The sequence below is a fragment of the Roseibium sp. QJM3NY_11 genome, from assembly GCF_056173175.1.
Genome location: NZ_CM149660.1, coordinates 2,980,263 through 3,007,257, shown reverse-complemented (window position 1 = coordinate 3,007,257; position 26,995 = coordinate 2,980,263). Strand labels below are relative to the sequence as shown.

The following is a 26,995-nucleotide window of genomic DNA, read 5'->3' as shown; positions in this document are numbered from 1 at the left end:
GCACAGTCACCCAAACCTGGTTCTGATCCAGTTCCCGGTTCGTTTCCGGGCGGTTGCATCCAGTGCCAGCACGTCTTCCACGCTGCCGGGAGAAGCCAGGCAGCCGTCTGCCTCCAGCTCTTCCAGGACAGCCTCGATCGCCGCCGGAATGTCCGGAAACCCGATTTTTCCCGTCAGAAATGCCGCGACCGCGATTTCATCCGCAGCGTTGAGCACCGCGGGCGCGCCACCACCGGCCTTCATGGCCTCCAGAGCCAGCCGGAGAGCGGGAAAACGGTCCAGGTCCGGCGCCTCGAACGTCAAGGTCGCGATTTCGGCAAGGTCCAGCTTCTTCACGGGCACCGCCATCCGGTCCGGATAGGCAAGGCAATGGGCGATCGGGGTGCGCATGTCCGGGCTGCCGAGTTGCGCCAGCAGCGACCCGTCCGTGTATTGCACCAGTCCATGGACCACCGACTGCGGATGGACAAGCACGCCCAGCTGTTCATGCGAGACAGGAAACAGGTACGAGGCTTCGATGACTTCAAAGCCCTTGTTCATCATGGTCGCGCTGTCGATCGTGATCCTGGCGCCCATGTCCCAGTTCGGGTGCCTGAGTGCCTGCTCCGGCGTCACCGCAGCCATCTTGTCCGCGGAAAACGTCCTGAAGGGACCGCCGGACGCGGTCAGGATGACTTTTTCCACCTGATCGGCCGTGGCTGTCTCGAATACCTGGAAAATCGCATTGTGCTCGCTGTCGACCGGGAGAAGCTCGGCGCCGGTCTCACGGATTTTGGCCATGAAGAGGTCACCGGCACAGACCAGACACTCCTTGTTGGCAAGGGCGATGCGCCGTCCGGGCCTGATGGCCCGCATCGTGGGAGCGAGCCCCGCGGCGCCGACAATGGCCCCCACTACGATATCCGTGTCCCGGTCCATGGCGTCCAGCACGGCGGCGGCGCCGGCCGCCGCTGAAATGCCGGTCCCGGCCAGCCGGTCGGCAAGGTCCCGGTAAAGGCTTTCGTCGGCCAGCACGGCCACCTTGGCGTTCAGCCGCCCGGCCATCTCCGCCAGAAGAGCGGCATTCCGGTTGGCCACCAGCGCGACCACCTCGAACCGGTCCGGATTGCGCGCGATCAGGTCCGCCAGACTTTGGCCGATCGAGCCGGTTGCGCCCAGCACGGTGATCCGGACGGGATCGCCGGCGTCGCTTGTCGCGGATGTGGCCGCCATCGGAGTTACTCCAAACTCAATTCAGGCCCAGCCCCGAAACGGGATCGGACAGAGAGCCGCCGGCAATCAGACCGATGAGGACCGCGAAGATCGCGGCCGCCACCAGTCCGTCGATCCGGTCCATGATGCCGCCATGGCCGGGAATGAGCTGGCTCGAATCCTTGACCTTGAAACGGCGCTTGATGGCGGATTCCAGAAGGTCGCCGGCCTGGGACACGATCGACAGCCCCGCTGCCAGCAGAGCCCAGAGCGCAAGCTGCACCTCACCCGCCACATAGGCGACACCGGTTCCGAAGAGGGTCGCCAGAACCAGTCCGCCAAGCGCGCCGGACCAGGTCTTCTTGGGAGAGACCCGCGCCCAGAGCTTCGGCCCGCCGAGGGCGCGTCCGGTGAAATAGGCGAATACGTCGGTCGCCCAGACCACGAACAGAACAAAGAAGATGACCAGCAGCCCCTTGGTTCCATCCCTAAGGGCCAGCAGTGCATAAAGGGCAAGACCGCTGTAAAGCACGCCTTCCAGCCCCCATCGGCCCGCCTTGCTGAATCCACCGATTGCGTAGGTCGCAACAGCGCCCAGAAGCACCGCGCCAAGGCCGATTTCAGGCAGTCCGGCCAGGTGCAGACCGGTCACGGCGACAAGAGTGCCCTGCCCGGTCAACGATGTCGCGGAAACTGTCTGCGTTCCGGTCATGGAGAACCATTCCCAGAGAAAAAGCACGGCTGCGACCAGTGCGAGCAGGATGAAGAGGACGCCTCCCAGATAGGCGATCAGCAACACACTCGGCCCGAGCACCACGGCCGAGGCCAGCCTCAACTTGAGATCGGACAGTTTTTTGGGGGGATTTTCTGATTGCGCCATCTGGGTGCCGGACGTCAGTACGTCTTGGCGCTGAGACCGCCATACCGGCGCTCCCGCGCGCAGAAACAGTCAAGGGCCGCGTCGAAGGCGGCCTCGTCGAAATCCGGCCAGAGAAGGTCGCAGAAATAGAACTCGGAATAGGCGGCCTGCCACAGCAGAAAGTTCGACAGCCGCATTTCTCCGCTTGTGCGGATGATCAGATCGGGATCCGGCAGTCCGCCGGTGTCGAGCGCGGCGGTCAGGGCCGATTCGGTGATGTCCTCGGGCCGGATAACACCGGCGGCGACTTGCTCGGCCAGCTTGCGCGCGGCCCGGGTAATCTCCGCCCGCGACCCGTAATTGAAGGCGACAACCAGGTCGAGCCCGGAATTGTCCCGGGTCAGGTCTTCGGCTTCCTGCAGAAGTTTCAGGATCCCCGGTTCCAGATCCAGCCGCCCGCCGATGATGCGGATGCGGATATTGGCTTCGTGAAGCTCGCTCAGGTCCCGCTGGACGAAGCGCCGCAGAAGACCCATCAGAAACGAGACTTCCGTTTCCGGCCGGCTCCAGTTCTCGGAGGAAAAACTGTAGATCGTGATGACGTCGACGCCGATCTTGGCGGCGTGGCGGATCACCTTGCGAAGAGCCACCAGCCCCTGCCGGTGTCCTTCCGTCCTGGGCAGACCGCGCGCGGCCGCCCACCGTCCGTTGCCGTCCATGATCAGGGCAACGTGACGCGGCGATTTGCTGGCACCGGCCTCCGCCGAAGGCGCTTGCAGGTCACGGTCCGGGCTGACGCTCATATGCTCCCCCCAGTCTCAGGGTCAGATCTCAATGCATCAGACCTGTGAGATTTCCGTCTCTTTTTTCTCCAGCATGGTGTCCACTTCACCGATCATCTGGTCGGTCAGTTTCTGGATCTCATCGGAGGCGACACGGCTGTCATCCTGGGAAATCGAGCCGTCTTTTTCGGCCTTCTTGGCGGTATCCATGCCATCGCGGCGCACGTGCCGGATCGACACCTTGGCGCTTTCCGCATATTTGTGCGCGACCTTGATCAGTTCCTGGCGGCGTTCCTGGTTCAACTCCGGGATCGGCAGACGCAGCAACTGACCGTCGACGACCGGATTGAGACCGAGATTCGATTCCCGGATCGATCGCTCGACTGCTGCAACCATGGTCTTGTCCCAGACCTGAACCGCGACCATGCGCGGCTCGGGAACGGAGATGGTGGCCACCTGGCTGATCGGCATGGACTGTCCGTAGGCCTGGACATTGACCGGCTCCAGCATGGACGCGGAAGCGCGGCCGGTCCGCAGGCCGGCAAATTCGGTCTTCAGCACCGACAGTGCTCCCTGCATACGGCGCTTCAGATCATCCAGGTCCACACCTTCTACCGACATTTTGTCCTCACTGTAATTTTCTAATTGGCGATTTAAGATCGCTTGAGAGCCCGATTGCGGCCGCTGCGCCATGATCGTACAGGGCGCGGCCTAAACCGGGTTTTCAACAGACCCGAGAGTCCCGGCGCGCGCCAACATGGCATAAACACGCCGAAACACAAGAGCTTGCACCGGGATTGCGCCTAAAACTTTCAGTCACCCACGACGGTGTAAGTGCCTGTTTCCTGGAGCACGCTCACAAGCGCTCCGGGAGAGTGGATCGAGAACACGATAACGGGAATGGAGTTGTCACGCGCCAGCGCGATGGCAGTCGTGTCCATGACCTTCAGGTTCCGGGTAATGATTTCCTCGTAGCCGAGGGTTTCATACCGCTCCGCATCCGGATTGATCTTCGGATCTTCCGAATAGACGCCGTCAACCTGGGTGCCTTTCAGGAAGGCATCGCATTTCATTTCGGCGGCGCGCAGGGCGGCGCCGCTGTCGGTGGTGAAAAACGGGTTGCCGGTCCCGCCGGCAAAAACGATCACGTCACCGTCTTCCATGTAGCGGTCGGCGACCCTTTGGGAAAAGGTCTCGCAGATGGACGGCACGGCGACCGCGGACAGGACACGGGCATTGACCTTCAGCCGGCGCAGGGCGTCGGCCAGTGTCAGACTGTTCATGATGGTCGCCAGCATGCCCATGTGGTCGCCGGTGACCCGGTTGCCGCCCTTGGCCGCAACGGCCACGCCGCGAAAGATGTTGCCACCGCCCACAACGACCCCGACCTGGGCACCGAGTGCCACGGCGTCGGCAATTTCCTTGGCAATCCTCTGCACGATGGCCGGGTCGATCCCGAACGCCTGCGAGCCCATCAGCGCTTCGCCGGAGAGTTTCAGGAGTATCCGTTTCCAGCGCAGGGAAGTCGTCATGGGAGCACCTTTTGAAAATTGTCTTTCTAAAAAAAAAGCGCCGGACTTGCCGGCGCTTTTCGAAGAGCTTACTGCCCGGTGGCTGCCGCCACCTCGGCGGCGAAGTCCTGCGTCTCCTTCTCGATCCCCTCGCCCAGGGCGAAACGGACGAAGCCGGAAAGCTTCACTTCTGTACCGAGTTCTTTTGCCAGCGCCTCGACTGCCTTTTCAACCGTCAGATCCGGGTTGATGACAAATGCCTGCTTCTCGAGGGTAACTTCCTCGTAGAATTTGCGCAAACGGCCTTCCACCATTTTCTCAATGATGTTTTCCGGCTTGCCGGACTCGCGTGCCTGCTCGGAGAACACGGCTTTTTCACGCTCGACCACGGCCGGGTCAAGTTCGCCGGTGTTCAGCGCCAGCGGGCTGGTCGCGGCCACGTGCATGGCGATCTGACGGCCAAGGGCGTTCAGCTTGTCCTTGTCACCTGAAGAATTCAGGGCGACCAGAACGCCGATCTTGCCCAGACCGTCGGCAACCTGGCCATGAACGTAGGTTGCCACGACCCCTTCGCTGACCGACAGAACGGCGGAGCGACGGAGCGTCATGTTCTCGCCGATCGTGCCGATCGCTTCGGTGATCGTGTCGGCCACGGACTTGCCGCCAAGATCGGCGGCAGCCACGGCCTCGACGGACCCGTCGGTGCTGTTGGCGACACCGGCAACCTTGGAGACGAGTTCCTGAAAGCCTTCGTTGCGAGCAACAAAGTCGGTTTCGGAGTTGAGCTCGATCACGGCAGCCTTGTTGCCGGCGGCAGCAACGCCGACCAGACCTTCAGCAGCCACACGGCCGGCCTTCTTGGCCGCCTTGGCCAGACCCTTGGTGCGCAACCAGTCGACGGCTGCTTCCATGTCACCGCCGGTTTCTTTCAGGGCGGTCTTGCAGTCCATCATGCCAGCGCCGGATTTCTCGCGGAGCTCTTTTACCATCGCAGCGGTAATGCTCATCGATTGCCTCGTGCATGGGGGGTTTCAGATGAGACACGGTTTAGCCGATGGCTTCCCGCGTCCTTATGACGGGACTGCAACAAAGTGCAGTCCGCCTTGCGAAATCAACATGTTTCCGCCGCGCCGGAACGCGGCGGAACTTGTCTCAGGCTTAAACCGCAGCCGGTTCAGCTTCAGCGGCAGCCGGTGCGGCTTCAGCTTCAGCCGGTGCGGCCTCGACCGGTGCAGCCTCGGCTTCGGCCGGAGCGGCCTCCGCAGGTGCTTCCACGACGGGTTCGGCAGCTTCCACGAGGGCTTCCTCGACCGGAGCTTCGTCCGCTTCGCCGAGATCCATGCCGGATGCGCCCTGGGCACGGGAAATACCGTCGATGGCGGCGCGGGCGATCAGGTCGCAATAAAGCGACAGCGCGCGGCCGGCGTCATCGTTGCCCGGCACCGGATAGGTGATCCCGTCCGGATTGCAGTTCGAATCGAGGATCGCCGCGACCGGAATGCCCAGACGGCGGGCTTCCTGAATGGCGATGGCTTCCCGGTTGGTGTCGATCACGAAGATCAGGTCCGGGATACCGCCCATGTCCTTGATGCCGCCCAGGTTCCGCTCGAGCTTTTCGCGCTCGCGGTCCATGAACAGGCGTTCTTTTTTCGTCAGCGAATTGGCCGCGTCCGAGGACAGGGTCTCTTCCAGCTTGCGCAGGCGCTGAATGGACTGGGAGATGGTCTTCCAGTTGGTCAGCATGCCGCCGAGCCAGCGGGCGTTGACAAAATACTGCGCCGAGTTGCGCGCGGATGCGGCAACGGCTTCCTGTGCCTGACGCTTGGTGCCGACGATCAGCACGCGGCCACCGCCGGCGACAGTGTCGGACACGGCTTTCAGCGCCTGATGCAGCAGCGGAACGGTCTGGGACAGATCCATGATGTGAACGTCGTTGCGCACACCAAAGATGTACTGACCCATACGCGGGTTCCAGCGGTGTTTCTGGTGACCAAAGTGCACGCCTGCTTCCAGAAGCTGACGCATGGTGAAATCGGGCAAAGACATGGCCCTTATCTCCTGAGTTTTCCGGTTTGACCTCCGCAAGAGGATGTGGGCCGGAGGAAATGTCCCTTCGACCACCGGATGGACCCCGATAAAGCTCAGGTTCCGCCCCTTGCGTGTGGAATGCGCGCCTTATAGTTGGGACGCAGTTTTATTTCAAGGGCTAAAGACGGGAATTGTTGAAGGGAACCGGGTGACGCCCTGTTCCACGGCTGCCATCCGGACCTGCCAGGTCGAGCCGATATCCTGAAGTATCCCCGCCAGGACAATGCCCGAGGACAGCTTCAAGAGCGCCCTCCGAACAAAACGGACCCTGCATCGATCCCTGAAAACTCTCTGCGCTGAAGGCTGTAGACGCGGACAAGTCGCGTCGGTCGCGGCACTGCGGCTCGATGTGAGGCCTGCACTGAACGACGCCAGGCACCACCCGCGACGTTTGACCTGAATCAAGGCTGAAGTCGTCACCTACTATATATTCATTAATACGAATATATGAATGGAGGCGAAAATGACGCTTGACTGGAAAATTGGTGGGCTGGCTCTCGGGCTGGTCTTTTTCCTGGCTGTCCTGCTGGTCAAACCCATCGGGGTGTCGACGCAGTTCGTGATTCTGGACGGGGTCCTGTGGGATGCGGTCAATCCCGCCGTTGTGACCCAGACGACGGACGGCTTTGCATCGACCAACGCCTATCTGGACAAGTCCGGCGGCAAATACGCCAAGGCCGTTTCGAACCCGCTGAACTACAGTTTCGTGTTCGTTCTGGCGATGGTCATCGGCGGCGCCCTCTCGGCGTGGACACGCGGTGGTGTTGGCACGGCGGAGCGCAGGAACCCCGCACTCTGGCAGGCGAATTTCGGTGACAGTCCGGTCAAGCGCTATGCCGCGGCCTTCGTTGGCGGCTTCATCGTTCTTTACGGTGCCCGGCTGGCGGGCGGCTGCACGTCCGGCCACATGATGTCCGGCATGATGCAGACGGCGGTGTCGGGCTATCTGTTCGCAGCCGGCGCCTTTGCCGCGGCGGTGCCCACGGCCCTGATGCTCTATAAAGAGGAGGCGTAAGTCATGGAAATCCTGCTGGCTCTCGTGATTGGCGGTGCCTTCGGCGCGGTGCTCGACCGGGTCGGGGCGTCCAACCCGAATGTGATCGGGCGCATGCTCGCGCTCACCAACCTGAATCTGATGAAGGCCATCCTGCTGGCGATCGGCACCGGATCGGTGCTGATGTTCGCCGGGCAGATGCTGGGGATCGTCGATGTCGGCCACATGTCGGTCAAGGCGGCCTACCTGGGCGTGCTCGTCGGCGGTCTGCTGCTGGGCTTCGGCTGGGCGCTGGCCGGCTATTGTCCGGGAACCGGCCTTGTTGCCGCCGGCGCGGGCCGCCGCGACGCCTTCGCCTTCATCGCGGGCGGTCTTCTGGGCGCGGCCGCCTATATGGCGACCTACCCGGCCGTCAAGGCCATAGGCCTGCTGGACTCGATCCTCGGCGGAAAGGTGACGCTTGGCACGGTTCCCGGCGCCGACTACGCCGCCCTGACCGGCTTGCCCGGAGATGTCCTCGGGATCGTTCTGGGTCTGGTCTTCGTCGTGGTGGCCTTCATGCTGCCGGAACGGGTCGTGCGCAGGGACACCCGCCTGCCCGCCGAATGATCCGCTGAAGACACGGTTTTCGGTGCGCGCCCGGCGCGCACCGAAAACCGGCCGTCCGCCCTGAAACACCTCAAAATGGAACCTTGCGCCCTTCCGGCGGTTGTTCTGGTGCCACCGGAACAAGACGAAAGGCCCAAGATCCATGCTCCACAGAAGCCGGAACCGACGCCGGACAATGCTCCGGAAAGCCTTCTCCGCCAGGGGACCGGCGTGATGCTGTTCGACAACCTTGCGATCGACACCATCGCGCGGGCCGCGATCCTGTCCACCATCGCGGTCATCTGGGTGATGCTGGTCGTGCGCGTGATCGGACTGCGGGCCTTCTCCAAGATGACCTCATTCGACTTTGTGGTGACGGTTGCGACCGGCTCCCTGCTGGCGGGCGCGAGCCAGGCCTCGACCTGGTCCGCCTTCGTGCAGAGCTGCCTGGCCATCGCGACCCTGCTGGGCGTGCAATTTGTCATGGCGCGCTGCCGCAGGGCCTCCGGCAGATTTCAGGACCTAACCCAGAACACGCCGGTGCTGCTCATGGAAAACGGTGCGTTTCTGCCCGCTGCCTTGCAGAAGACCCGCGTGACCCGGGACGATGTCTACGCCAAATTGCGGGAATCGAATGTCCTGGCGCTCAGCGACGTGCGCGCTGTTGTTCTGGAAACCACCGGTGACATATCCGTCCTGCACGGCGACGCGTTGCAGGAAGACCTGCTGAACGGTGTTCGCCAGCGCATTTGAAGGCCCGCGCCTCGGCGCGAGGCGCGCAAGCGTCCCCTGCACGCCCCGCCTCGCAAGGCCCGCTGGCCCGCCGCCCGAGCGGCACCGCCATCCGCACCCGGGCGATGCCCCATTTCAAGCAGCGATCAGCGGGAATACCAGACGCCGATCTGGGATCCGATGTTGGTGACATTGCCGCCGGCGCCGCTGCTGCTTGTCGCCGTTGCCGGCCGCTGCGGATAGTGGTTGCCGTCGGCGTCCATGAAGATGAGCTGTTTGCCGGGCAGGTTCTCATAGATGACGACGAAGGACGAACCACCGTAGTTGAACATGCCCATTTCCTGCCCCTTGCTGACCGGGGCGTTGTCATACATTTTCTCGTCGAACGTAATCGTCGAGACCTCGCTCATGCCCAGCGGAATACAGCACACACGGCCATAGTCCTCGGTTTCGAAGACGATCAGACCGCGCGCGTTGACCTCCGCCAGATACGGCAGGGAGGCCGTGGTTGCCCCGCCGAAGTCCGGCAGCACCAGCTTGTTGAAATAGGCGCCCGGAATCCGCATCGGATTGAACATGATCCGGCCATTCACCGGCACCCACCATCTGTGGAAATTATAGGGGTTCAGATAGGTCTGGAAAACATAGCCGCCGGTGAACATGTCGACGAGCCCGAATTCGTCAATCACCCCCTGCTGGTCCGGATCGGGTGAACTCAGGATGTTGCGCAGGGAATAGTTCATGTCCTTGAACCAGAAGGTATCGTCCGCCGCCACGTTCCAGTCCCAGCGGAACACGGACCCGTCATTGGGGCAGATCACGGTCTGGTTCGAGCCCGGGTCGGCAATCGGACGGACGGCGTCCCGGTCCTTGAACTGACGGGTGAAGAAGGAATTCCAGGAATTCCAGTACGGCAGCGTGCTGTTGTCTTTTTCCCACAGGTCGAAATCGTAGGATTTCTTGGCCTTTGGCGACAGCCACTGTTCCCCTTCGACCGCAAAGCCGCCGGCCGACGCCTTGGTTCCAAGGAATGCGTGCCACTTGTTCAGCACCGCGCCCATTCTCTCGTTGAATTGCGGCAGCCCCAGAAGTTGCGACCCGGGCAGCGTGGGATCGATGCCGACGGTGAACCCGGAAAACGGCAGGCCGACGAGATCGTCGTCAATGTAATGCGGCCACCATTCAAGAAGGAAATTGCAGACAATCGCGAAATACTGCGCGTCGGGAATCCACGGGATCGGCACGCCGTCCGTATCCAGATCCGGCGTGTTGAGCATGGTCCAGTTCTGGCTGCAGGCCGCCTTCATCAGATAGGCGACAATCGGATTGTCCGTCAGAAACTCCAGCAAATCCTGAACCGCGGGATCCAGCTCGCCGTCGAAGGACCGGACCGCCTCGGCCAACTCTTCGTGAAACTTGGTCCAGCTCTCGCTGCCGGGTTCCGGCAGCCAGCCGGTCCGGTAGCTGCTTGGATAGGCACGATGCTCGGATTTGCTGTAAGAAACTTGCAAGATATGTCCCCCTGTAGTGCTTGACATGCGCCGGCGGGCAGATGCCTCCAGCACTCAGTCAACACAACTCAAGAGAGCTTAAAAAAACGCCTCGCGCAACCAAAAGCTCGCTCCGGATTGCCTGCCCGGACTTTGGGCGAACATGTCCGGTATCGTGACCTGATCGCGGATAAAACCAGGTCTTAGAGGCCGGCAGCTCAGACCTTGGAGTGCCTGGTCCTCAGGCCACCTGCACGTCCATCACCCCTGGCACCGCCTTCAGCGCCCCGGCGATCTCGGGCGACAGCCGGAAGCGCCCGGGAAGCTTCACCTCCACCTCCCTGGCGCCACTTTCCAAGAGGACGATCACGGTCACGTCGCCCTCGCCGCGCATGTGAAGATGCTTGGCTAGGCTCTGGATCGGGCGTTCGTCGCGAACGAAGACGCGCATGCTTTTCTGCAGCCGGGCCGCAACCTTGTCGATCGGATCGACCTGTTCGATGATGAGCGAGGGTTCGTCGTCGCGCATGTCGGCGCCGACCAAGACGACCACGGAACGGCCTGTCTGCAGAACGTCACGAAACTGTTCGAGTTTTTCGCGGAACAGCAGCGCCTCATACTGGCCGGTGGCATCCGACAAGCGCGCAATGCCCATGCGCGTGCCGGACTTGGTCTTGCGTTCCTGCATCGATATCACCGTGCCGGCGAGGCGTCCCGCGGAAGCGCCCTTCTTGACCGCCTCGGCGAACTGGGTCCAGGGCTGGGCCCGCATCTTTTCAAGAATGGACGCGTATTCGTCGATCGGGTGCGCGGACAGGTAAAAACCGATCGCGGCATGTTCGCGCTGCAGCTTTTCCTCCGTGGTCCAGCCCTGGACCTCGTCCAGTTGCAGCGGCTCCTCGCTGTCGCTGCCGCCGAACAGTTCGTCCTGGCCGAGCGTGCGGTTCTCTTCGGTGCGCTGCGCCAGGCCCATGATCCGGTCGAGCCCCTCGAACGTCCGCGCCCGGCTCGGCTCCAGTTCGTCGAAGGCGCCGGCCGCCACCAGGTTTTCCAGCGTGCGCTTGTTGAGCGCCTTGGGCGAAATGCGGCGGGCGAAATCACCCAGGCTCCTGAAGGGCGTGTCCCCCCTCACCTCGACGATGTGCTCCACCGCCTGTTCGCCGACGCCCTTGATCGCGCCCATGGCATAGAGGATCTTGCCGTCGGCAACGTCGAAATAGACCTGGGACCGGTTGATCGACGGCGGCACGATCTCGATGCCCATGCGCCGGGCTTCCTGGCGAAAATCCCCCAGCTTGTCGGTGTTGCCGAGATCGAGGGTCATGGACGCCGCCATGAACTCCACCGGGTGGTTCGCCTTCAGCCAGGCCGTGTGATAGGAAACCAGCGCATAGGCGGCCGCGTGAGACTTGTTGAAGCCGTAGTTGGCGAATTTCGCCACAAGGTCGAAGATCGTTCCGGCCTGGGTCTTGTTGACGCCCTGTGCGATCGCACCATCGACGAAGCGGGCCCGCTGGACTTCCATTTCCGCGGCGATCTTCTTGCCCATCGCGCGGCGCAGCAGATCCGCTTCGCCAAGCGAATAGCCGGACAGCACCTGGGCGATCTGCATCACCTGCTCCTGGTAGACGATGATGCCGTTCGTCTCCATCAGGATCGGTTCCAGCAGCGGATGCAGGCAATCGGGTTCCTGTTCGCCGTGCTTGACCGCGTTATAGACCGGAATGTTCTCCATCGGTCCCGGACGGTAGAGCGCCACCAGCGCGATGATGTCCTCGAACCTGTCGGGTTTCATGCCGGCGACGGCCCGGCGCATGCCCTGGCTTTCCAGCTGGAACACGCCGAAGGTCTCGCCACGCGTCAGCATCCGGTAGGTCTTTTCGTCGTCGATGGGCAGGCCGGCGACATCGACCGTGACACCGCGCCGCTCGATCAGCTTGACAGCCGTGTCGATGACGGTGAGCGTCTTCAGGCCGAGAAAGTCGAACTTCACCAGCCCGGCTTCCTCGACCATCTTCATGTTGAACTGCGCCACCGGCATGTCGGACCGGGGATCGCGATAGAGCGGCACAAGCTGTTCCAGAGGCCGGTCGCCGATCACCACGCCGGCGGCATGGGTCGAGGCGTGCCGGTAAAGCCCCTCCAGTTTCTGCGCCATGCCGAGCAGGCGCTCGACGATCTCTTCTTCCTTGGCGGCTTCCCTCAGGCGCGGCTCGTCCGTGATCGCCTGTCCAAGCGTGACCGGATTGGCCGGATTGGCCGGCACCAGCTTGCACAGCCGGTCGACCTGTCCGTAGGGCATCTGCAGCACACGGCCGACATCGCGCAAGACGGCCCGGGCCTGCAGCGACCCGAAGGTGATGATCTGCGCCACCTGCTTGCGGCCGTATTTTTCCTGAACGTAGCGGATCACTTCCTCACGCCGGCTCTGGCAGAAATCGATGTCGAAATCCGGCATGGAGACGCGTTCGGGATTGAGAAAACGCTCGAACAGCAGGGAAAAGCGCATTGGATCGAGATCGGTGATGGTCAATGACCAGGCCACCAGCGAGCCCGCCCCGGAGCCGCGGCCCGGCCCGACTGGAATGTCCTGCTGCTTGGCCCACTTGATGAAGTCCGCAACGATCAGGAAGTAACCGGGAAATTGCATCCTCTCGATGATGCCGGTTTCGTAGTCGAGCCGGTCCCAGTAGTCCTTTTCCTCAAGCCCCGGCGCCAGGCCATGGGCATCGAGACGGGCCCTGAGCCCGTCCCGGGCCTGATTTTTCAGTTCTTCCGCCTCGACGCGGTTGGCCTCGCCCGGGTCCGCATCCGTGCCGGCAAAGCGCGGCAGGATCGGTGCCCGTTTCATCGGACGGAAGCTGCACCGCTTCGCGATTTCAACCGTCGAGGCCAGGGCTTCGGGCAGATCGGCGAACAGCGCGCACATTTCGGCGCGCGACTTGAAAAAATGTTCGGGCGTGAGGCGGCGCCGGTCGTCCTCGATCAGCACCCGTCCCTCGGAAATGCAGATCAGGGCGTCATGGGCCTCGTAGTCCTCCCTCTCGGGAAAGAAAGCCTCGTTGGTCGCCACGATCGGCAGGCCGAATTCATAGGCCAGGCCGAGAAAGTTGTCTTCACTCCTGCGTTCGGCTTCCATGCCGTGACGCTGGATCTCCACGTAACAGCGGCCGGAAAACCCTTCCGCCAGGATCTCGAGCCTGCGCCGCGCCAGATCCTGGCGCCCTGCGAGCAGGGCCGCGCCCACCGGCCCGGACACGCCGCCGGTCAACACGATCAGATCCTCGGATTTCGAAAGCAGATAGGCGGACGAAACATGGGGGCGAAGGCCCGTTTCCGTGTCGAGAAAAGCCCGCGAAGACAGTTCCATCAGGTTGCCGTAGCCGGTTTCCGTCATCGCGATCAGCACGACATCGGCCAAGGCCGGTTCACCCCGGCGGCCACTCTCCAGACCGTCATCGAACAGGACGGAAAGCTGACAGGCGGTGATCGGCTGGATGCCCGCGTCCCAGGCCTTGGCCGAAAACTCCTGCGCGCCGAAGAGATTGTTGGTGTCGGCGATCGCCAGGGCGGGCTGATTGTCCGCCTTGGCCAGACCGAGAAGCTTCTTGATCGGCAGGGCTCCCTCCAGAAGAGAGAGCGCTGAATGCACCCTGAGATGCACAAATCCGGGACCATTCGACTCGTCCGTCCGGCCCGCCCTGATGGCGGCATCTCGAGGTGTGTTCGTGGTAGGGACAGTCATGGGGGCACTCGCGGCAAATTCCAGAATCGCTGCCTAGTGAAGCCCGTCCTGAAATGCGTGTCGAGGTGACGGCGCAGTTGTACCCGATGTTCTTTGGCCGCACGCGGAGTTCTTTGGCAGCACGCGGACAATCACGTCAAAACAAACACGCCGGAACAGGCCGGTGAAAACCGCTTGCCGGTCGCAGATGCCGCCGCGACGGCAGCCCCACAAAAGGAACGCCCCGGCACCACCGGTTCAGCCCGCCAGTTCGAAACCGGTGCACCTCAGGTGCGGACCAGGCCCAGATCTGGCGCAGATCAGCTATCGGCGCAAGCACCCCCAAGGGCGCTCACGAAATCGCAGATCCCGCCCGCCGCACTCAGCGCAGAACGGCAGGATCGTCTTCACTAAACGGAGAACAGGGCCTCGCCCCAGACGGCGAGCGTGGCGCAGAAACAGACCAGAGACCCGAAAGCGGCAAAATCACGAGCGACATAGAACATTACACCCTCCAACCTTGGCTAAAAGCGTGAAGGCATCTTGTTCCATTTTTGTTCTCTTTGCAAGCCCTTTTTGTTCCCCTTGCCAAAGACAGATCAAATTTGGTGAAAACAGCGGGTTTTCACTTTGTTCGCACCCTGACCCGCCGGGGTTCCGCCTGTAGAAGACAGAGCCCCCTGGCTAAAGGTCCTTGACGAGGCCGTCTTCCAGCGTGATCGCCCGGTCCATGCGCGCGGCGAGTTCCATGTTGTGGGTGGCAAACAGCGTGGCCACACCGGACGCCCGCACCAGCGCGGAGAGTGCTTCGAAGACGTGGGACGCCGTCTTGGGATCGAGATTGCCGGTCGGCTCGTCCAGAAGCAGGATCCGCGGCGCATTGGCCACCGCCCGGGCAACGGCGACACGCTGCTGCTCGCCGCCCGAAAGTTCCGACGGCCTGTGGCTGCCACGCTCGCCCATGCGCAGATACTTGAGCAATTCATCCGCCCGTTCCGCCGCCACCTTTTTCGGCAGGCCACGGATCATCTGCGGCATCATCACATTTTCCTGCGCGGTGAACTCCGGCAGCAGATGATGAAACTGATAGACAAAACCGATATCGTTGCGCCGGATCGCGGTGCGTTCGTCGTCCGACAGCTCGGAACAATTGACCGGACCCAGAAACACGTCCCCTTCGTCGGGGCGTTCCAGCAGCCCGGCGATGTGCAACAGCGTGGACTTGCCGGTCCCCGACGGGGCAACAAGCGCCACCATCTGCCCGGCTTCGATCCTGAGGTTGGCCCCCTTGAGGATCTGAAGCTCGCGGTCACCTTCCTCGAAACCGCGCGTGATGCCGGCAAGTTCCAGGGCGGCAGGCGCCAGCCCGGGAGAGCGGCGCGGATCAACGGCCATGTTCATCTCCCGTCTCCCTATTCATATCTGAGCGCTTCGACCGGATCGAGACGGGCCGCCCGCCACGCCGGATAGAGCGTTGCCAGCAGCGACAGGGCAAGGGCCATCACCAGAACGGTCGTGGTTTCGCCGCTGTCGATATCCGCCGGCAGACGGGACAGGAAGTAAAGTTCAGGCGAGAACAGCTCGGTGGTCGTCATCCAGGACACAAAACTGCGGATGCTCTCGATATTGAGACACACGACCAGACCCAGAAGGAAACCGGCCAGCGTGCCGACACAGCCGATGCTGGCGCCGGTGATCAGGAAGATCCGCATGATCGACCCGCGGGTGGCGCCCATGGTGCGCAAGATGGCGATGTCCTTGCCCTTGTCCTTCACCAGCATGATCATGCCGGATATGATGTTGAGGGCCGCGACAAGAACGATCAGCGTCAGGATGATGAACATGACATTGCGTTCCACCTCCAGGGCGGAAAAGAAGGTCACGTTGCGCTGGCGCCAGTCGGTGACGAAGGCCGGACGGTCCACGGCCTCCTCGATCGTCGCCTTCATGATCCCGACATCGTCCGGATCGAGCACGTAGACCTCCACGCCGGTCGCCCGGATGTCCATGTTGAAATAGGCCTGGGCCTCTTCCAGGGGCATGAACAGGAAGGTGGCGTCGTATTCGCTCATCCCGATCTCGAAGATCGCCGAAACCGGGTAGGCCTTGAGCCGCGGCGTGACGCCCATCGGCGTCACGCTGCCGCGCGGCGAGATGATGGTGATATTGTCGCCCAGGGCAATGCCGAGCTGCTGGGCCATGCGCGATCCGACCGCGACCCCCTCGCCTTCATCGAAGCCGTCAAGCGAGCCCGACTGGATATTGGCCGCCACAAGCGGCACGCGGCGCAGATCGCTCTCGTAGACGCCGCGCACCAGCGCTCCGAAATTGCCGGCCGGGCCGGAGACCAGCGCCTGGCCCTCGACGAAGGGCATGGCGCTGATCACGTCGGGAACGCCCTGGAGCCGTTCGGCGATTGCGTCATAGTCCGTCAGCGGCTGGTCGATCGGCTGCACCAGCATGTGACCGTTGATGCCGAGGATCTTGCCGAGAAGTTCTGTCCGGAAGCCGTTCATGACCGCCATCACGATGATCAGCGTCGCCACGCCGAGCATGATGCCGGCAAAGGAAAATCCGGCGATCACGGAGATGAAGGTCTCGCGCCTGCGGGAACGCAGATAGCGCCCCGCGATCATCCACTCGAATGCCGAAAAGGGGCGTGTGGGGGCCGCCGGTGTGTGACCGTCGTCAACGTCCGCCGTGTCTGCCGCTGTCATTGTCCATCCATTTCAGCAAAGCCCGATCGCCCGCAGCTTGCCGCGACCGAATCCCCACTCCAGAGGATTGCCGCACTTGCCTAGTCCGTCAATGCCGCGGTCAGCTTGTTGAAGGTGGCATCCGGAGAAAGCATTTCCTTTTCCCCAGTTGCCCGGTCCTTGACCTCCAGAAGCCCGTCTTTCAACCCGCGCGGACCGACGACCACCTGAAACGGCAGACCGATCAGATCCATGGTGGCGAATTTCGCACCGGCCCTAGTATCGGTTTCGTCATAGAGCACCTCAATTCCGGCCGCTTCAAGTCTGGCGTAAATATCTTCCGACACCGCATCCGTCGCATCGTCGCCAGGCTTCAGATTGATCAGCCCGACATGGAACGGGGCAACCGACTTCGGCCAGATGATTCCGTTGTCGTCATGTTTGGCTTCGATCAGGGCACCAAGAAGGCGCGATACGCCAACCCCGTAGGACCCCATGTGGACCGGAACTTCGGTGCCTTCGGCCGTTGCGACCTTCGCTCCCATCGGCTCGGAATACTTGGTGCCGAAATAGAAGGTCTGTCCGACTTCGATCCCACGGGCGACAATCCGCTTGTCCTCGGGAACGGCCGCTTCGAACGCGGCCTTGTCGACGACATCCTCGGTCGCCGCGTAGTGGGACGTCCAGTCCTCGACGATCGGTGTCAGGTCCGCTTCGTAATCAACGTCCTCGCCCGGTGTCGCCTTGCTCAGATAATCGGAGTGGCAATAGACCTCGCTTTCGCCGGTCTCCGCAAGCACGATGAACTCGTGGCTCAGGTCACCGCCGATCGGGCCCGTTTCGGCCCGCATCGGGATCGCCGTCAGCCCCATGCGCTTGTAGGTGCGCAGATAGGCGACGAACATGCGGTTATACGATTCGACCGCCCGCTCTTTGTCCAGATCGAACGAATAGGCATCCTTCATCAGGAACTCGCGCCCGCGCATGATACCGAAACGCGGCCGCACCTCGTCGCGGAATTTCCACTGGATGTGGTACAGGTTGAGCGGCAGATCCTTGTAGGAACGCACATAGCCGCGGAAGATGTCGGTGATCATCTCCTCGTTGGTCGGCCCGAACAGCATGTCGCGCTCGTGGCGATCGGTGATGCGCAGCATTTCCTTGCCGTAGGCGTCATAGCGCCCGCTTTCGCGCCACAGGTCCGCCGACTGGATCGTCGGCATCAGCAGCTGGACGGCACCCGCACGCGCCTGCTCTTCCTCCACGATCCGCTCGATCTTGCGCAGAACCTTCAGGCCGAGCGGCAACCAGGAATAGATCCCGGCCGACTGCTGGCGAATCATGCCTGCCCGCAGCATCAGCCGGTGGGACACGATTTCCGCCTCCTTCGGCGTTTCTTTCAAAATGGGCAGAAAATATCGGGAAAGACGCATCAATGTTCTCGCAGCTTCTGGCATCGCCTGTTTTGTGCGCAGTCAAAGCGCATGCCGCGACCAAACACAAGTCCTTTGCGATCCGCCGTCCGGTTTTTGCGGATCCGCGTCATCAAGTCGCCCGGAAACGGCGGCTTCGGCGCCTCTGGACGCTTGGTCTTCCGCCTGCTGGAATACTCGGTTCTTAGTAAAAATTGACGCCGTTCAAATGGGCAAGCAAAAATATTGGGCTGTTCAAGACAAATAGGTGACAAGCCTCAAACAATCAGCTAATTTCCATTTCATAAGAAGAAGATGCCTTGGCAGAAATGCCAAGTCGCTCACAGACATCGCGGTCTGAGTCTTGGGAGGAAGGACTCTCAGGCGCACCTTCTGGGTCGCAGCCGCCCAGCCGTACGGTAAAACCTTGCGGTAAGGGTATAGAGTCGAATTTAGACGCGGAACTTGTCAAAGGCAGAGCCACGCTCTGCCTTTTTTCTTTGCCGACTTGCAAAAAACCAGTCCGGGCAGACCACGACATGCCTGCTCCCTGCAGACGGCGAGACCGGCTGCTACAACCGGTCCGTTCGGCATTCACCGGATACGGATCCGGAAATTCAGCTCCCGGGCGTGCCGTAGTTGCCTGAAGGCGGGTTCAGGAAGGGAATGTCATCCAGTCCGAAGCCGCTGTTGCGCAGGGCGACATAGCCGGCGAACACGATCGTCGTGGTGATCGTGGTCATCACGATCACTTTCAGGAACTGCGGTTTTTCCGGTGCGCTTGGCTCCGTCCCGGGCAGCACCTCGCCTGCCTCCTCCTGCGTCCGCCGCATGCCGAACGGCAGCATGGCGAACAGGATGATCCACCAGAGCATGAAATAGATCGCCAGGCCGAAGGTCACCGACATCTTACGCCTCTTCCAGTTCCGTCAGCGTGCCGAGAAAATCCTTCGGATGCAGAAACAGAACCGGTTTGCCGTGGGCGCCGATCCTGGGCTCGCCATCGCCCAGCACCCGGGCGCCTTCGGCCAGCAGCCTGTCACGGGCGGCAATGATGTCGTCGACCTCGTAACACACGTGGTGCACGCCGCCGGCCGGGTTCTTCGCCAGGAAACCGGCGATCGGTGAATTGTCGCCAAGAGGCTCCAGCAACTCGATCTTGGTGTTGGGCAGGGTAATGAACACGGTGCTGACCCCGTGATCCGGCTGCGCCTCCTTCGCGGAGACCTCGGCGCCGAGCGTGTCCCGGTAGACCGCGCTCGCCGCCTCGATGTCCGACACCGCGATGGCGACGTGATTAAGCCGTCCAATCATTCACAAACCCTCCGATAGGTACAATGACGGTCAGTATCCAGGAACCTTCTGGATCGACCGGGGGATGGTCGGTCGATCCCGCCGGATCATCCCCCGATCCAGGTGATTATAGTTGGGTCACAGTCACCTTGCAGAGCGTCTTTTTGCCCCAGACGTCCAGGATCTCGGCCCGGGCGGCCCTGCGGGCTGCCTCGCCTACCAGGTTCCTGTCCTTCCGACGGCCCTTCGGGATGCTTTTCACCGCGCCGGTCACCGCCTTGACGACAACATTCTCCATCGGTTCACCGTCATCGTCGGTGTCGGGAAGACCCAGCAGGATGACCTGGGGATCGGAGAGCAGATCCCCTGCCCGGTTGACCACAAGTGTCACCACGGCAGCGCCCGCGAAGGACAGCTTGCGCCGTTCCTTGACGCCGGTCACCTCCGGATCGTCGAGGATATCGCCGTCCTTCACCAGAATACCGTGCGGCGCCTGATCGATGATCGCGGCACGCCCTGCCGTCAGGCGGATGATGTCGCCGTTCTTGCCGCGCACGACTTCCGCAATCCCCTGTTCCTTCGCGAAAGCCGCATGAGCGGCCAGGTGCAGGGGTTCGCCGTGCACGGGCAGCAGCACCTTCGGCTTGACCAGCTTGTAAAGCTGGGCCAGTTCGCCGCGGCGCGGGTGGCCGGACACATGCACGAGGGCGTCCCGGTCGGTGATGATTTCAACGTCCTTGTCGGCCAGGTTGTTCAGAACCGCGGCGACTTCCTTTTCGTTTCCGGGAATGGTCCGGGACGAGAAGATCACCATGTCGCCCTTCGAGAGCGCGACGTTGCGGTGTTCGCCGGCGGCGATACGTGCCAGGGCAGCCCGGCTTTCGCCCTGCGACCCGGTACACAGAAGGACGGTCTTTTCCCGCGGCAGGTACCCGTAGGCATCCTCGTCGTGAAAGGGCGGCAGCCCTTCCAGATAACCGAGTTCACCGGAGACCTCGATCGCCCGGTGCATCGAACGTCCGACCACCACGACGTCCCGGCCGTTGGCTGCGGCCGCCGAGGCGATCGCCCGGATCCGTGCAACATTGGATGCGAAGGTGGTCACCGCGATCCGGTGTTTGGCTCCGGCCATCACCTTTTTCAGGTCCTCGGCAACATCCGCCTCGCTGGGGCTGACCCCTTCGCGCACCGCGTTCGTGCTGTCGCACACCAGCGCCATCACGCCTTCCCGGCCGAGCTCCGCCAGCCGGTCCGTGTCGATCGGCAGTCCGACGCCCGGAGTGGGATCGATTTTCCAGTCTCCGGTATGAAGGACCATGCCGGCAGGCGTGCGGATCGCCAGGGCGCAGGGTTCGGGGATGGAGTGGGCCATCGCGACGAACTCGACGTCGAACGGACCGATCTTGTGCCGCTCGCCCTGCTTGACAACAGTGACGGGAACCTTCTCCGCCCCGGGCTCGCTTTCGGTCTTCGCCGCCAGCAGCCCCGCCGTGAACGCGGTCGCATAGACCGGCACCTTGAGGAAGGGCCACAGATGCAGGATGCCGCCATAATGGTCTTCATGGGCATGGGTGATCACCATGCCCGCGATGTTGTCGACCTCGTCTTCCAGAAACTTGATGTCCGGCATGTACACGTCGATCCCGGGAAGATCCGGTCCCGCGAAGCTCACGCCGCAATCGACGATCAGCCAGGTCCGGTCTCCGTCCGGGCCGTAGCCGTACAGACCGAGATTCATCCCGATTTCGCCAACACCACCCAGTGGCAGAAACACAATGTCGTTTTCGTTCTTTTTGGCCGAAGCCATGTATTGCTCCTTTGACGGTCAGCGACCGCGCCCGCCCGGCGGTTCAGGAGCCGGGCAGGAACACGTCGCCTGCATAGAGGGTCCGCAAGCGGCCATCGTCCAGTTTCAGGACCAGATGACCACCCGCATCCAGATCGGCAAAAATGCCAGTAATTTCGTCCCGGGCCGTCTTGACGGTGATCTGCTTGCCCAGATGGGCCGCCCTGTCGAGCCAGGCCTTGCGAATAAACTCAAAACCACCGGGCTGCCGGCCCTTTGCCAGCAACTCCGCCATGCTGGCTGTCAGGCATTCGAACATCTGCTCCGATGTAACCTGAAAACCCAGGCTGCGCAGATCCGTTGCCTGATAGAGCGTCAGGTCCGGGTGGGAAACGCAATTCACACCAATTCCGATGACGACCGCCTGCCGGCCATCGGGTAACGTTTCAGCTTCCAGAAGGATGCCTGAGAGCTTTGCGTTCTCGACCAGGAGGTCGTTGGGCCATTTCAACCGTACCAGTTGCAGCGTGCCGGCCGCTTTGTCAACGGCCCGGGCCAATGCAACTGCCACCGTGAGCGGCAATTCGCCGATCCGGTCCGCCGGCAGGGGATCGATCAGCAGCAGGCTTGCGAACATGTTGCCGACCGGCGACGACCAGTCACGCCCCCGGCGCCCCCGGCCTTCGGTCTGGTGATCGGCCCGGATCCAGAGCCGGCCCGCGTCGCCCGAATGCGCCCGTGTCATGCACACGGAACTCGTCGACCCGACGCTGTCGTGCTTCTCATAGCGAAAGTCCGGCGCACCCGGCGCCGGACATTCCGTTCCGGACTGGCTCATGCCACGTGTCAGAACAGCGACTTTGCCGCGGACCCCGCCGCGCTGACCACCTGTCCCGGTGCCAGCCAGAAGAAGATCACGAACACGCTGGACAGGCCGAGCACGACCCTGAGTTCCATGGGCATTTTTTCAAAGCCTTCGACCGGTTCGTCGAAGAACATCACCTTGACGATACGCAGGTAGTAGTAGGCCCCGACCACCGACATCAGCACGCCGATCACCGCAAGCGGATAAAGACCCGCCTCGACAGCCGCGACGAACACGAACCACTTGCCGAAAAAGCCGACCAGCGGCGGAATGCCCGCCAGGGAAAACATCAGCAGTCCCAGCAGGATCGCCATCGGAAGATTGGTCTGCGAAAGCCCCGACAGATCGCCGATCTCCTCGACCATGCCATCCTTGCGCCGCATCGACAGGATGCAGGCGAAGACACCGAGGGTCATGCCGAGATAGGCCATCATGTAGAAGATCACGCCTTCGACACCGGTTTGCGTACCGGCGGCAAGCCCGACCAGCGCATAGCCCATATGGCCGATCGAGGAATAGGCCATCAGGCGCTTCAGGTTGCTCTGCCCGATCGCGGCAAAGGAGCCGAGCGCCATGGACGCGATGGAGATGAACACCACGATCTGCTGCCAGTCGCTGGTGACCGGCTGAAAGGCCTCGATGACGATCCGCACCAGCATGCCCATGGCAGCGACCTTGGGAGCCGCGGCCAGGAAGGCCGTGACCGGTGTCGGCGCGCCTTCATAGACATCCGGTGTCCACATGTGGAACGGCACCGCGGAAATCTTGAAGGCCAGACCGGCCAGGATGAAGGTCAGGCCGATCACGAGCCCGATGGAAGCGCCTTCATGAGTCAGTGCCTCTGCGATCCCGGCAAAGGAGACCTGGCCGGAAAAGCCGTAGACCAGAGACATGCCGTAGAGCAGCATCCCGGAGGACAGCGCGCCGAGCACGAAATATTTCAGTCCCGCCTCCGTCGACCGGACACTGTCCCGGTTGATCGCGGCGACCACATAGAGCGCCAGGCTCTGCAGTTCCAGGCCCAGATAGAGCGCGATCATGTCGTTCGCCGACAGCATCAGCATCATGCCGAGCGTCGCCAGCACGATCAGGATCGGATATTCGAAATGATCGAAGGACTGGCTCTTGGCATAGGCCCACGACATGGCGATGGCGAAGAAGGATCCCGCCAGCACCAGAAGCTTCATCAGATAGGCGAAATCATCCAGAATGAAGGATCCGCCGAAGGTTTCACCGAAGGCCGGTACGAACAGAAGCACCAGGAAGGTGCCGCCGAGCAGGCCCATCGCGCCGCCGAAGACGGCATAGCTGACGCCCTTGCCGCCGAAGGCGCCGACCATCAGCAGCACCATGGCGCCGAGCGCCAGAATGATCTCCGGCAGGACCGGCATGAGATCCGGCAGTTGGGTCACGTTTGACATGGCTCTGTCCCGTCCTCGAAACCTTAATGCGCCGCCGGCGCGGCGGCCGTTGCGTGCTGGGTGACCCCGGCCGCATCAAGCGCGGCTGTATAATGGGTGATGAGATTGTCGACCGCCCCCTGGGTCACGTCCAGGATCGCCATCGGGTAGAAGCCGAAGAAGATCGTCAGCACCACCATGGGGATCAGGATCGCCTTTTCGCGCAGATCAAGATCGAGCATCGACTTGAGGCTTTCCTTTTCCAGTGCGCCGAAGACGACGCGGCGGTAGAGGAAAAGCGCGTAGACGGCGGACAGGATCACACCGGAAGTGGCGAAGACCGCGACCCAGGTGTTGACCTGGAAGGCGCCCATCAGCGTCAGGATCTCACCGACAAAGCCGGACGTTCCCGGAAGGCCGACATTGGCCATCGTGAAAATCAGGAACGCGACCGCATACTTCGGCATCCGGTTGACCAGACCGCCATAGGCGGAGATCTCGCGGGTGTGCATCCGGTCGTAGATCACCCCGACACACAGGAACAGCGCACCCGAGACGATGCCGTGCGACAGCATCTGGAAGATGCCGCCCTGGACGCCCTGCTCCGTCATCGTGAAGATGCCCATGGTGACGTAGCCCATGTGCGCGACCGAGGAATAGGCGATCAGTTTCTTGATGTCCTCCTGCGCCAGCGCCACCAGCGAGGTGTAGATGATCGCCACGACGGAGAGCGTGAAGACCATCGGCGCGAACATGTCGGAGGCGATCGGGAACATCGGCAGGGAAAAGCGCAGGAAGCCGTAGCCGCCGAGCTTCAGCAAAATGCCCGCCAGAATGACCGACCCGGCGGTCGGCGCTTCCACGTGGGCATCCGGAAGCCATGTGTGCACTGGCCACATCGGCATCTTCACCGCGAAGCTGGCGAAGAAGGCCAGCCACAGCCAGGTCTGCATTTCCGCGGGGAAACTGCTGGTGGTGACAAGTTCCTCGATGTTCGCCGTGCCTGCCGACCAGTACATCGTCATCATCGCGATCAGCATCAGAACCGAGCCGAGCAGCGTGTAGAGGAAGAACTTGTAGGACGCGTAGACCCTGCGGGCTCCGCCCCACACACCGATGATCAGGAACATCGGAATGAGGCCGGCCTCGAAGAAAACATAGAAGACGACCAGATCCAGCGCACAGAAGACGCCGATCATCAGCGTTTCCAGGATCAGGAAGGCGATCATGTATTCCTTGACCCGTTTCTGAACGCTCTCCCAGGAGGCGAGGATGCAGAACGGCAGCAGGAAGGTCGTGAGGATAACGAACAGCACGGAAATGCCGTCCACACCCATGCGGTAGCTGATACCGCTGCCGAGCCAGTCGCGGTGCTCCACGAACTGGAAGCCCGGATTGTCGTAGTCGAAATTGCCCCAGATGAACAGCGACAGCAGAAAGGTCACTCCGGTGGTCACCAGGGCGACCATGCGGATGTTTTTCTTGCTGTCCTCGTCATTCCCCGGAACCAGGAGAATGAACAGCACGCCGAGCAGCGGCAAGAACGTCGTGAGTGACAGAATTGGCCAGTCAATCATTAGTGTGCACCCCCGCCGGTGCCCGCACCGGTGAACATCGACCAGGTGATGAGCGCCGCCACCCCGATAAGCATCGCAAACGCATAGTGATAAAGATATCCGGTCTGCAGCCTGACGACCCAGGTCGTGACGTTCTGGACACGCGCGGCAATCCCGTTCGGGCCGTAGCCGTCAATCAGGGTGCCGTCGCCCTTTTTCCAGAGCACGCGGCCGAGCCACATTGCAGGACGGACAAAGATGTAGTCGTAGAGCTCGTCGAAATACCATTTGTTGAGCAGGAACTGGTAGAGGCCTGAATGGCGCTCGGCCAGTTGCTTCGGCATTTCCGGCGAGCGGATGTAGAACTGGTAGGCGACCAGGAACCCGAGCACCATCATCACGAACGGCGACACCTTCACCCAGGCGGGCACGTCGTGCATCGCATGGAGAATATGGTTGGTTTCGCCCGTGAACAGCGCGCCCTGCCAGAACGCGTCATAGCCTTCACCGTAGAACGATCCGTAGAAGACCATGCCCGCCAGGGTCGCGCCAATGGCCAGGACGAACAGCGGCACGGTCATGACCAGCGGCGATTCATGAACATGTTTCATGACGTTGACCGGAGCCCGCGGCTTGCCGTGGAATGTCATGAAGGTCAGACGCCACGAATAGAAAGACGTCAGCGCCGCCGCGATCACCGTCAGCCAGAAGCCGTAAAGCGCCATCGGATTGGCGTGTTCGCCAAGCGAGCCGGCGAAGGCCGCCTCGATGATCGCATCCTTGGAGATGAAGCCTGCGAAGCCCAGATGGGTGAGCGGAATGCCGACGCCGGTCAGCGCGAGCGTCCCGATCATCATGGTCCAGTAGGTGACCGGAATGTGCTTCCTCAGGCCGCCCATCTTGCGCATGTCCTGTTCGTCGGAAACCGCATGGATCACGGAACCGGCGCACAGGAACAAAAGCGCCTTGAAGAAGGCGTGCGTGAACAGGTGGAAAATGCCGATCGAATAGGCCCCGACACCCAGGGCCACGAACATGTAGCCGAGCTGCGAGCAGGTCGAATAGGCGATCACCCGCTTGATGTCGTTCTGGACAAGACCGACCGTGGCGGCGAAGAACGCCGTGGTCGCGCCAAAGAACACGATCACCGTCAGCGCCGTGTGCGACAGCTCCATCAGCGGCGACAGGCGCGCCACCATGAAGACGCCCGCCGTCACCATGGTCGCGGCGTGAATGAGCGCCGACACAGGTGTGGGGCCTTCCATGGCATCGGGAAGCCAGGTGTGCAGCAGGAACTGCGCCGACTTGCCCATCGCGCCCATGAACAGCAACAGGCAGATGACGGTCATCGCCCCGTGCGGGTCCAGATGGTAGCCGAGGAAGGTCAGCACCTCGCCGTGTCCTTCGATGAAGCTCGGCGCGTCGTTGAAGATCGTCGTGAAATCGATGCTCTGGAAAACGAAGAAGATACCGAAGATCCCGAGCGCGAAGCCGAAGTCGCCGACCCGGTTGACGACGAAGGCCTTGATCGCCGCTGCGTTCGCGGACGGTTTCTTGTACCAGAAGCCGATCAGCAGGTAGGAAGCCAGTCCGACGCCCTCCCAGCCGAAAAACATCTGAAGCAGATTGTCGGCAGTCACCAGCGACAGCATCGCGAAGGTGAACAGCGACAGATAGGCGAAAAAGCGCGGCCGGTGCGGATCATGGTGCATGTAGCCGATGGAATAGACATGCACCAGCGCGGACACGGTGCTGACCACGACCAGCATGACGGCGGTCAGCGTGTCGACCCGGATCGACCAGGAAACCTTGAGATCGCCGGCCTCGATCCACCGGAACAGATCGACGATCTGCAGTTCCGATCCGCCGAGCCAGAAGCCGAAGAAGGTGATCCAGGACAGCAGCGCCGTCAGGATAAGCAGCCCACTGGTGATATACTCGGACGCCTTGGCCCCGATCGCGCGGCCGAAAAGGCCGGCAATCAGAAAGCCGATCAGCGGCAGGAACAGGATTGCGGAATACATCGGC

At 62.1% G+C, this 26,995-nt stretch carries 22 protein-coding genes; 3 read left to right on the top strand and 19 right to left on the bottom strand.

The window, feature by feature from the left end:
• Positions 1–6: 6 nt before the first annotated feature.
• From AC0VX3_RS13925 to rpsB, 7 genes are all read right to left on the bottom strand, one after another.
• Positions 7–1,212: a 1-deoxy-D-xylulose-5-phosphate reductoisomerase gene (locus tag AC0VX3_RS13925; RefSeq protein ID WP_475521031.1), complete on the bottom strand. Its 1,206-nt coding sequence runs from the start codon at positions 1,210–1,212 to the stop codon at positions 7–9.
• A gap of 16 nt (positions 1,213–1,228) precedes the next feature.
• Positions 1,229–2,071 carry a phosphatidate cytidylyltransferase gene (locus AC0VX3_RS13920; protein ID WP_475521030.1) on the bottom strand — a complete coding sequence of 281 codons (843 nt, stop codon included), beginning with the start codon at positions 2,069–2,071 and terminating at the stop codon, positions 1,229–1,231.
• 14 nt (positions 2,072–2,085) lie between these two features.
• Entirely contained in the window at positions 2,086–2,853 is a 768-nt protein-coding gene (locus AC0VX3_RS13915) for an isoprenyl transferase (RefSeq protein WP_475521029.1), read from the bottom strand.
• Positions 2,854–2,889: 36 nt separating this feature from the next.
• Positions 2,890–3,453, bottom strand: coding sequence for a ribosome recycling factor (gene frr, locus AC0VX3_RS13910; RefSeq protein ID WP_342895028.1), 564 nt, complete (start codon positions 3,451–3,453; stop codon positions 2,890–2,892).
• A 191-nt stretch (positions 3,454–3,644) separates the two neighbouring features.
• Positions 3,645–4,364, bottom strand: coding sequence for a UMP kinase (pyrH, locus tag AC0VX3_RS13905; RefSeq protein ID WP_342895027.1), 720 nt, complete (start codon positions 4,362–4,364; stop codon positions 3,645–3,647).
• A 68-nt stretch (positions 4,365–4,432) separates the two neighbouring features.
• Complete coding sequence (gene tsf, locus AC0VX3_RS13900) at positions 4,433–5,350, bottom strand: translation elongation factor Ts (RefSeq protein WP_475521028.1); 918 nt, start codon at positions 5,348–5,350, stop codon at positions 4,433–4,435.
• Between the two features lie 151 nt (positions 5,351–5,501).
• Positions 5,502–6,389: a 30S ribosomal protein S2 gene (gene rpsB / locus AC0VX3_RS13895; RefSeq protein WP_342895025.1), complete on the bottom strand. Its 888-nt coding sequence runs from the start codon at positions 6,387–6,389 to the stop codon at positions 5,502–5,504.
• Between the two features lie 505 nt (positions 6,390–6,894).
• Here rpsB and AC0VX3_RS13890 point away from each other — a divergent pair.
• From AC0VX3_RS13890 to AC0VX3_RS13880, 3 genes are all read left to right on the top strand, one after another.
• Complete coding sequence (locus AC0VX3_RS13890; RefSeq protein WP_475521027.1) at positions 6,895–7,446, top strand: YeeE/YedE thiosulfate transporter family protein; 552 nt, start codon at positions 6,895–6,897, stop codon at positions 7,444–7,446.
• Between the two features lie 3 nt (positions 7,447–7,449).
• Entirely contained in the window at positions 7,450–8,034 is a 585-nt protein-coding gene (locus AC0VX3_RS13885) for a YeeE/YedE thiosulfate transporter family protein (RefSeq protein WP_475521026.1), read from the top strand.
• Between the two features lie 108 nt (positions 8,035–8,142).
• Positions 8,143–8,766, top strand: a complete 624-nt coding sequence (locus AC0VX3_RS13880) for a DUF421 domain-containing protein (protein ID WP_475521025.1) — start codon at positions 8,143–8,145, stop codon at positions 8,764–8,766.
• Between the two features lie 125 nt (positions 8,767–8,891).
• On the opposite strand, the gene AC0VX3_RS13875 is transcribed toward AC0VX3_RS13880, so the two are convergent.
• From AC0VX3_RS13875 to nuoL, 12 genes are all read right to left on the bottom strand, one after another.
• The gene (locus AC0VX3_RS13875) at positions 8,892–10,256 is read right to left on the bottom strand and encodes a phophatidylserine decarboxylase associated domain-containing protein (protein ID WP_475521024.1); all 1,365 of its coding nucleotides are present in this window, start codon (positions 10,254–10,256) and stop codon (positions 8,892–8,894) included.
• 220 nt (positions 10,257–10,476) lie between these two features.
• The gene (gene dnaE / locus AC0VX3_RS13870; protein WP_475521023.1) at positions 10,477–13,980 is read right to left on the bottom strand and encodes a DNA polymerase III subunit alpha; all 3,504 of its coding nucleotides are present in this window, start codon (positions 13,978–13,980) and stop codon (positions 10,477–10,479) included.
• A 663-nt stretch (positions 13,981–14,643) separates the two neighbouring features.
• Positions 14,644–15,360, bottom strand: a complete 717-nt coding sequence (locus AC0VX3_RS13865) for an ABC transporter ATP-binding protein (protein WP_475521022.1) — start codon at positions 15,358–15,360, stop codon at positions 14,644–14,646.
• 11 nt (positions 15,361–15,371) lie between these two features.
• Positions 15,372–16,676: a lipoprotein-releasing ABC transporter permease subunit gene (locus AC0VX3_RS13860; protein WP_475521021.1), complete on the bottom strand. Its 1,305-nt coding sequence runs from the start codon at positions 16,674–16,676 to the stop codon at positions 15,372–15,374.
• A gap of 80 nt (positions 16,677–16,756) precedes the next feature.
• Complete coding sequence (gene proS / locus AC0VX3_RS13855) at positions 16,757–18,088, bottom strand: proline--tRNA ligase (RefSeq protein ID WP_475521020.1); 1,332 nt, start codon at positions 18,086–18,088, stop codon at positions 16,757–16,759.
• A gap of 596 nt (positions 18,089–18,684) precedes the next feature.
• Positions 18,685–18,975 (bottom strand): DUF1467 family protein, encoded by a 291-nt coding sequence (locus tag AC0VX3_RS13850; protein ID WP_475521019.1) that lies wholly within the window; start codon positions 18,973–18,975, stop codon positions 18,685–18,687.
• A gap of 1 nt (position 18,976) precedes the next feature.
• Positions 18,977–19,381: a methylmalonyl-CoA epimerase gene (mce, locus tag AC0VX3_RS13845; protein ID WP_342895016.1), complete on the bottom strand. Its 405-nt coding sequence runs from the start codon at positions 19,379–19,381 to the stop codon at positions 18,977–18,979.
• A 106-nt stretch (positions 19,382–19,487) separates the two neighbouring features.
• Positions 19,488–21,167 carry a ribonuclease J gene (locus tag AC0VX3_RS13840; protein ID WP_342895015.1) on the bottom strand — a complete coding sequence of 560 codons (1,680 nt, stop codon included), beginning with the start codon at positions 21,165–21,167 and terminating at the stop codon, positions 19,488–19,490.
• A 43-nt stretch (positions 21,168–21,210) separates the two neighbouring features.
• Positions 21,211–21,984, bottom strand: coding sequence for a biotin--[acetyl-CoA-carboxylase] ligase (locus tag AC0VX3_RS13835; RefSeq protein ID WP_475521018.1), 774 nt, complete (start codon positions 21,982–21,984; stop codon positions 21,211–21,213).
• Between the two features lie 8 nt (positions 21,985–21,992).
• Positions 21,993–23,432, bottom strand: coding sequence for an NADH-quinone oxidoreductase subunit NuoN (nuoN, locus tag AC0VX3_RS13830; protein WP_475521017.1), 1,440 nt, complete (start codon positions 23,430–23,432; stop codon positions 21,993–21,995).
• 23 nt (positions 23,433–23,455) lie between these two features.
• On the bottom strand, positions 23,456–24,988 hold the full coding sequence (locus tag AC0VX3_RS13825; RefSeq protein WP_475521016.1) for an NADH-quinone oxidoreductase subunit M: 1,533 nt from the start codon (positions 24,986–24,988) through the stop codon (positions 23,456–23,458).
• A complete protein-coding gene (nuoL, locus tag AC0VX3_RS13820) occupies positions 24,988–26,991 on the bottom strand; it encodes an NADH-quinone oxidoreductase subunit L (protein WP_475521015.1) in 2,004 nt (667 codons plus the stop codon). Before nuoL ends, AC0VX3_RS13825 begins: the two co-directional genes overlap by 1 nt.
• Positions 26,992–26,995: the final 4 nt, after the last annotated feature.

Excerpts from the sequence above, each read along its gene's own strand:
- AC0VX3_RS13925 (WP_475521031.1), bottom strand. The coding sequence starts at position 1,212 with ATGGCGGCCACATCCGCGACAAGCGACGCCGGCGATCCCGTCCGGATC.
- AC0VX3_RS13920 (WP_475521030.1), bottom strand. The coding sequence starts at position 2,071 with ATGGCGCAATCAGAAAATCCCCCCAAAAAACTGTCCGATCTCAAGTTG.
- AC0VX3_RS13915 (WP_475521029.1), bottom strand. The coding sequence starts at position 2,853 with ATGAGCGTCAGCCCGGACCGTGACCTGCAAGCGCCTTCGGCGGAGGCC.
- frr (WP_342895028.1), bottom strand. The coding sequence starts at position 3,453 with ATGTCGGTAGAAGGTGTGGACCTGGATGATCTGAAGCGCCGTATGCAG.
- pyrH (WP_342895027.1), bottom strand. The coding sequence starts at position 4,364 with ATGACGACTTCCCTGCGCTGGAAACGGATACTCCTGAAACTCTCCGGC.
- tsf (WP_475521028.1), bottom strand. The coding sequence starts at position 5,350 with ATGAGCATTACCGCTGCGATGGTAAAAGAGCTCCGCGAGAAATCCGGC.
- rpsB (WP_342895025.1), bottom strand. The coding sequence starts at position 6,389 with ATGTCTTTGCCCGATTTCACCATGCGTCAGCTTCTGGAAGCAGGCGTG.
- AC0VX3_RS13890 (WP_475521027.1), top strand. The coding sequence starts at position 6,895 with ATGACGCTTGACTGGAAAATTGGTGGGCTGGCTCTCGGGCTGGTCTTT.
- AC0VX3_RS13885 (WP_475521026.1), top strand. The coding sequence starts at position 7,450 with ATGGAAATCCTGCTGGCTCTCGTGATTGGCGGTGCCTTCGGCGCGGTG.
- dnaE (WP_475521023.1), bottom strand. The coding sequence starts at position 13,980 with ATGACTGTCCCTACCACGAACACACCTCGAGATGCCGCCATCAGGGCG.
- AC0VX3_RS13865 (WP_475521022.1), bottom strand. The coding sequence starts at position 15,360 with ATGAACATGGCCGTTGATCCGCGCCGCTCTCCCGGGCTGGCGCCTGCC.
- AC0VX3_RS13860 (WP_475521021.1), bottom strand. The coding sequence starts at position 16,676 with ATGACAGCGGCAGACACGGCGGACGTTGACGACGGTCACACACCGGCG.
- proS (WP_475521020.1), bottom strand. The coding sequence starts at position 18,088 with ATGCGTCTTTCCCGATATTTTCTGCCCATTTTGAAAGAAACGCCGAAG.
- AC0VX3_RS13850 (WP_475521019.1), bottom strand. The coding sequence starts at position 18,975 with ATGTCGGTGACCTTCGGCCTGGCGATCTATTTCATGCTCTGGTGGATC.
- mce (WP_342895016.1), bottom strand. The coding sequence starts at position 19,381 with ATGATTGGACGGCTTAATCACGTCGCCATCGCGGTGTCGGACATCGAG.
- AC0VX3_RS13840 (WP_342895015.1), bottom strand. The coding sequence starts at position 21,167 with ATGGCTTCGGCCAAAAAGAACGAAAACGACATTGTGTTTCTGCCACTG.
- AC0VX3_RS13835 (WP_475521018.1), bottom strand. The coding sequence starts at position 21,984 with ATGAGCCAGTCCGGAACGGAATGTCCGGCGCCGGGTGCGCCGGACTTT.
- nuoN (WP_475521017.1), bottom strand. The coding sequence starts at position 23,432 with ATGTCAAACGTGACCCAACTGCCGGATCTCATGCCGGTCCTGCCGGAG.
- AC0VX3_RS13825 (WP_475521016.1), bottom strand. The coding sequence starts at position 24,988 with ATGATTGACTGGCCAATTCTGTCACTCACGACGTTCTTGCCGCTGCTC.
- nuoL (WP_475521015.1), bottom strand. The coding sequence starts at position 26,991 with ATGTATTCCGCAATCCTGTTCCTGCCGCTGATCGGCTTTCTGATTGCC.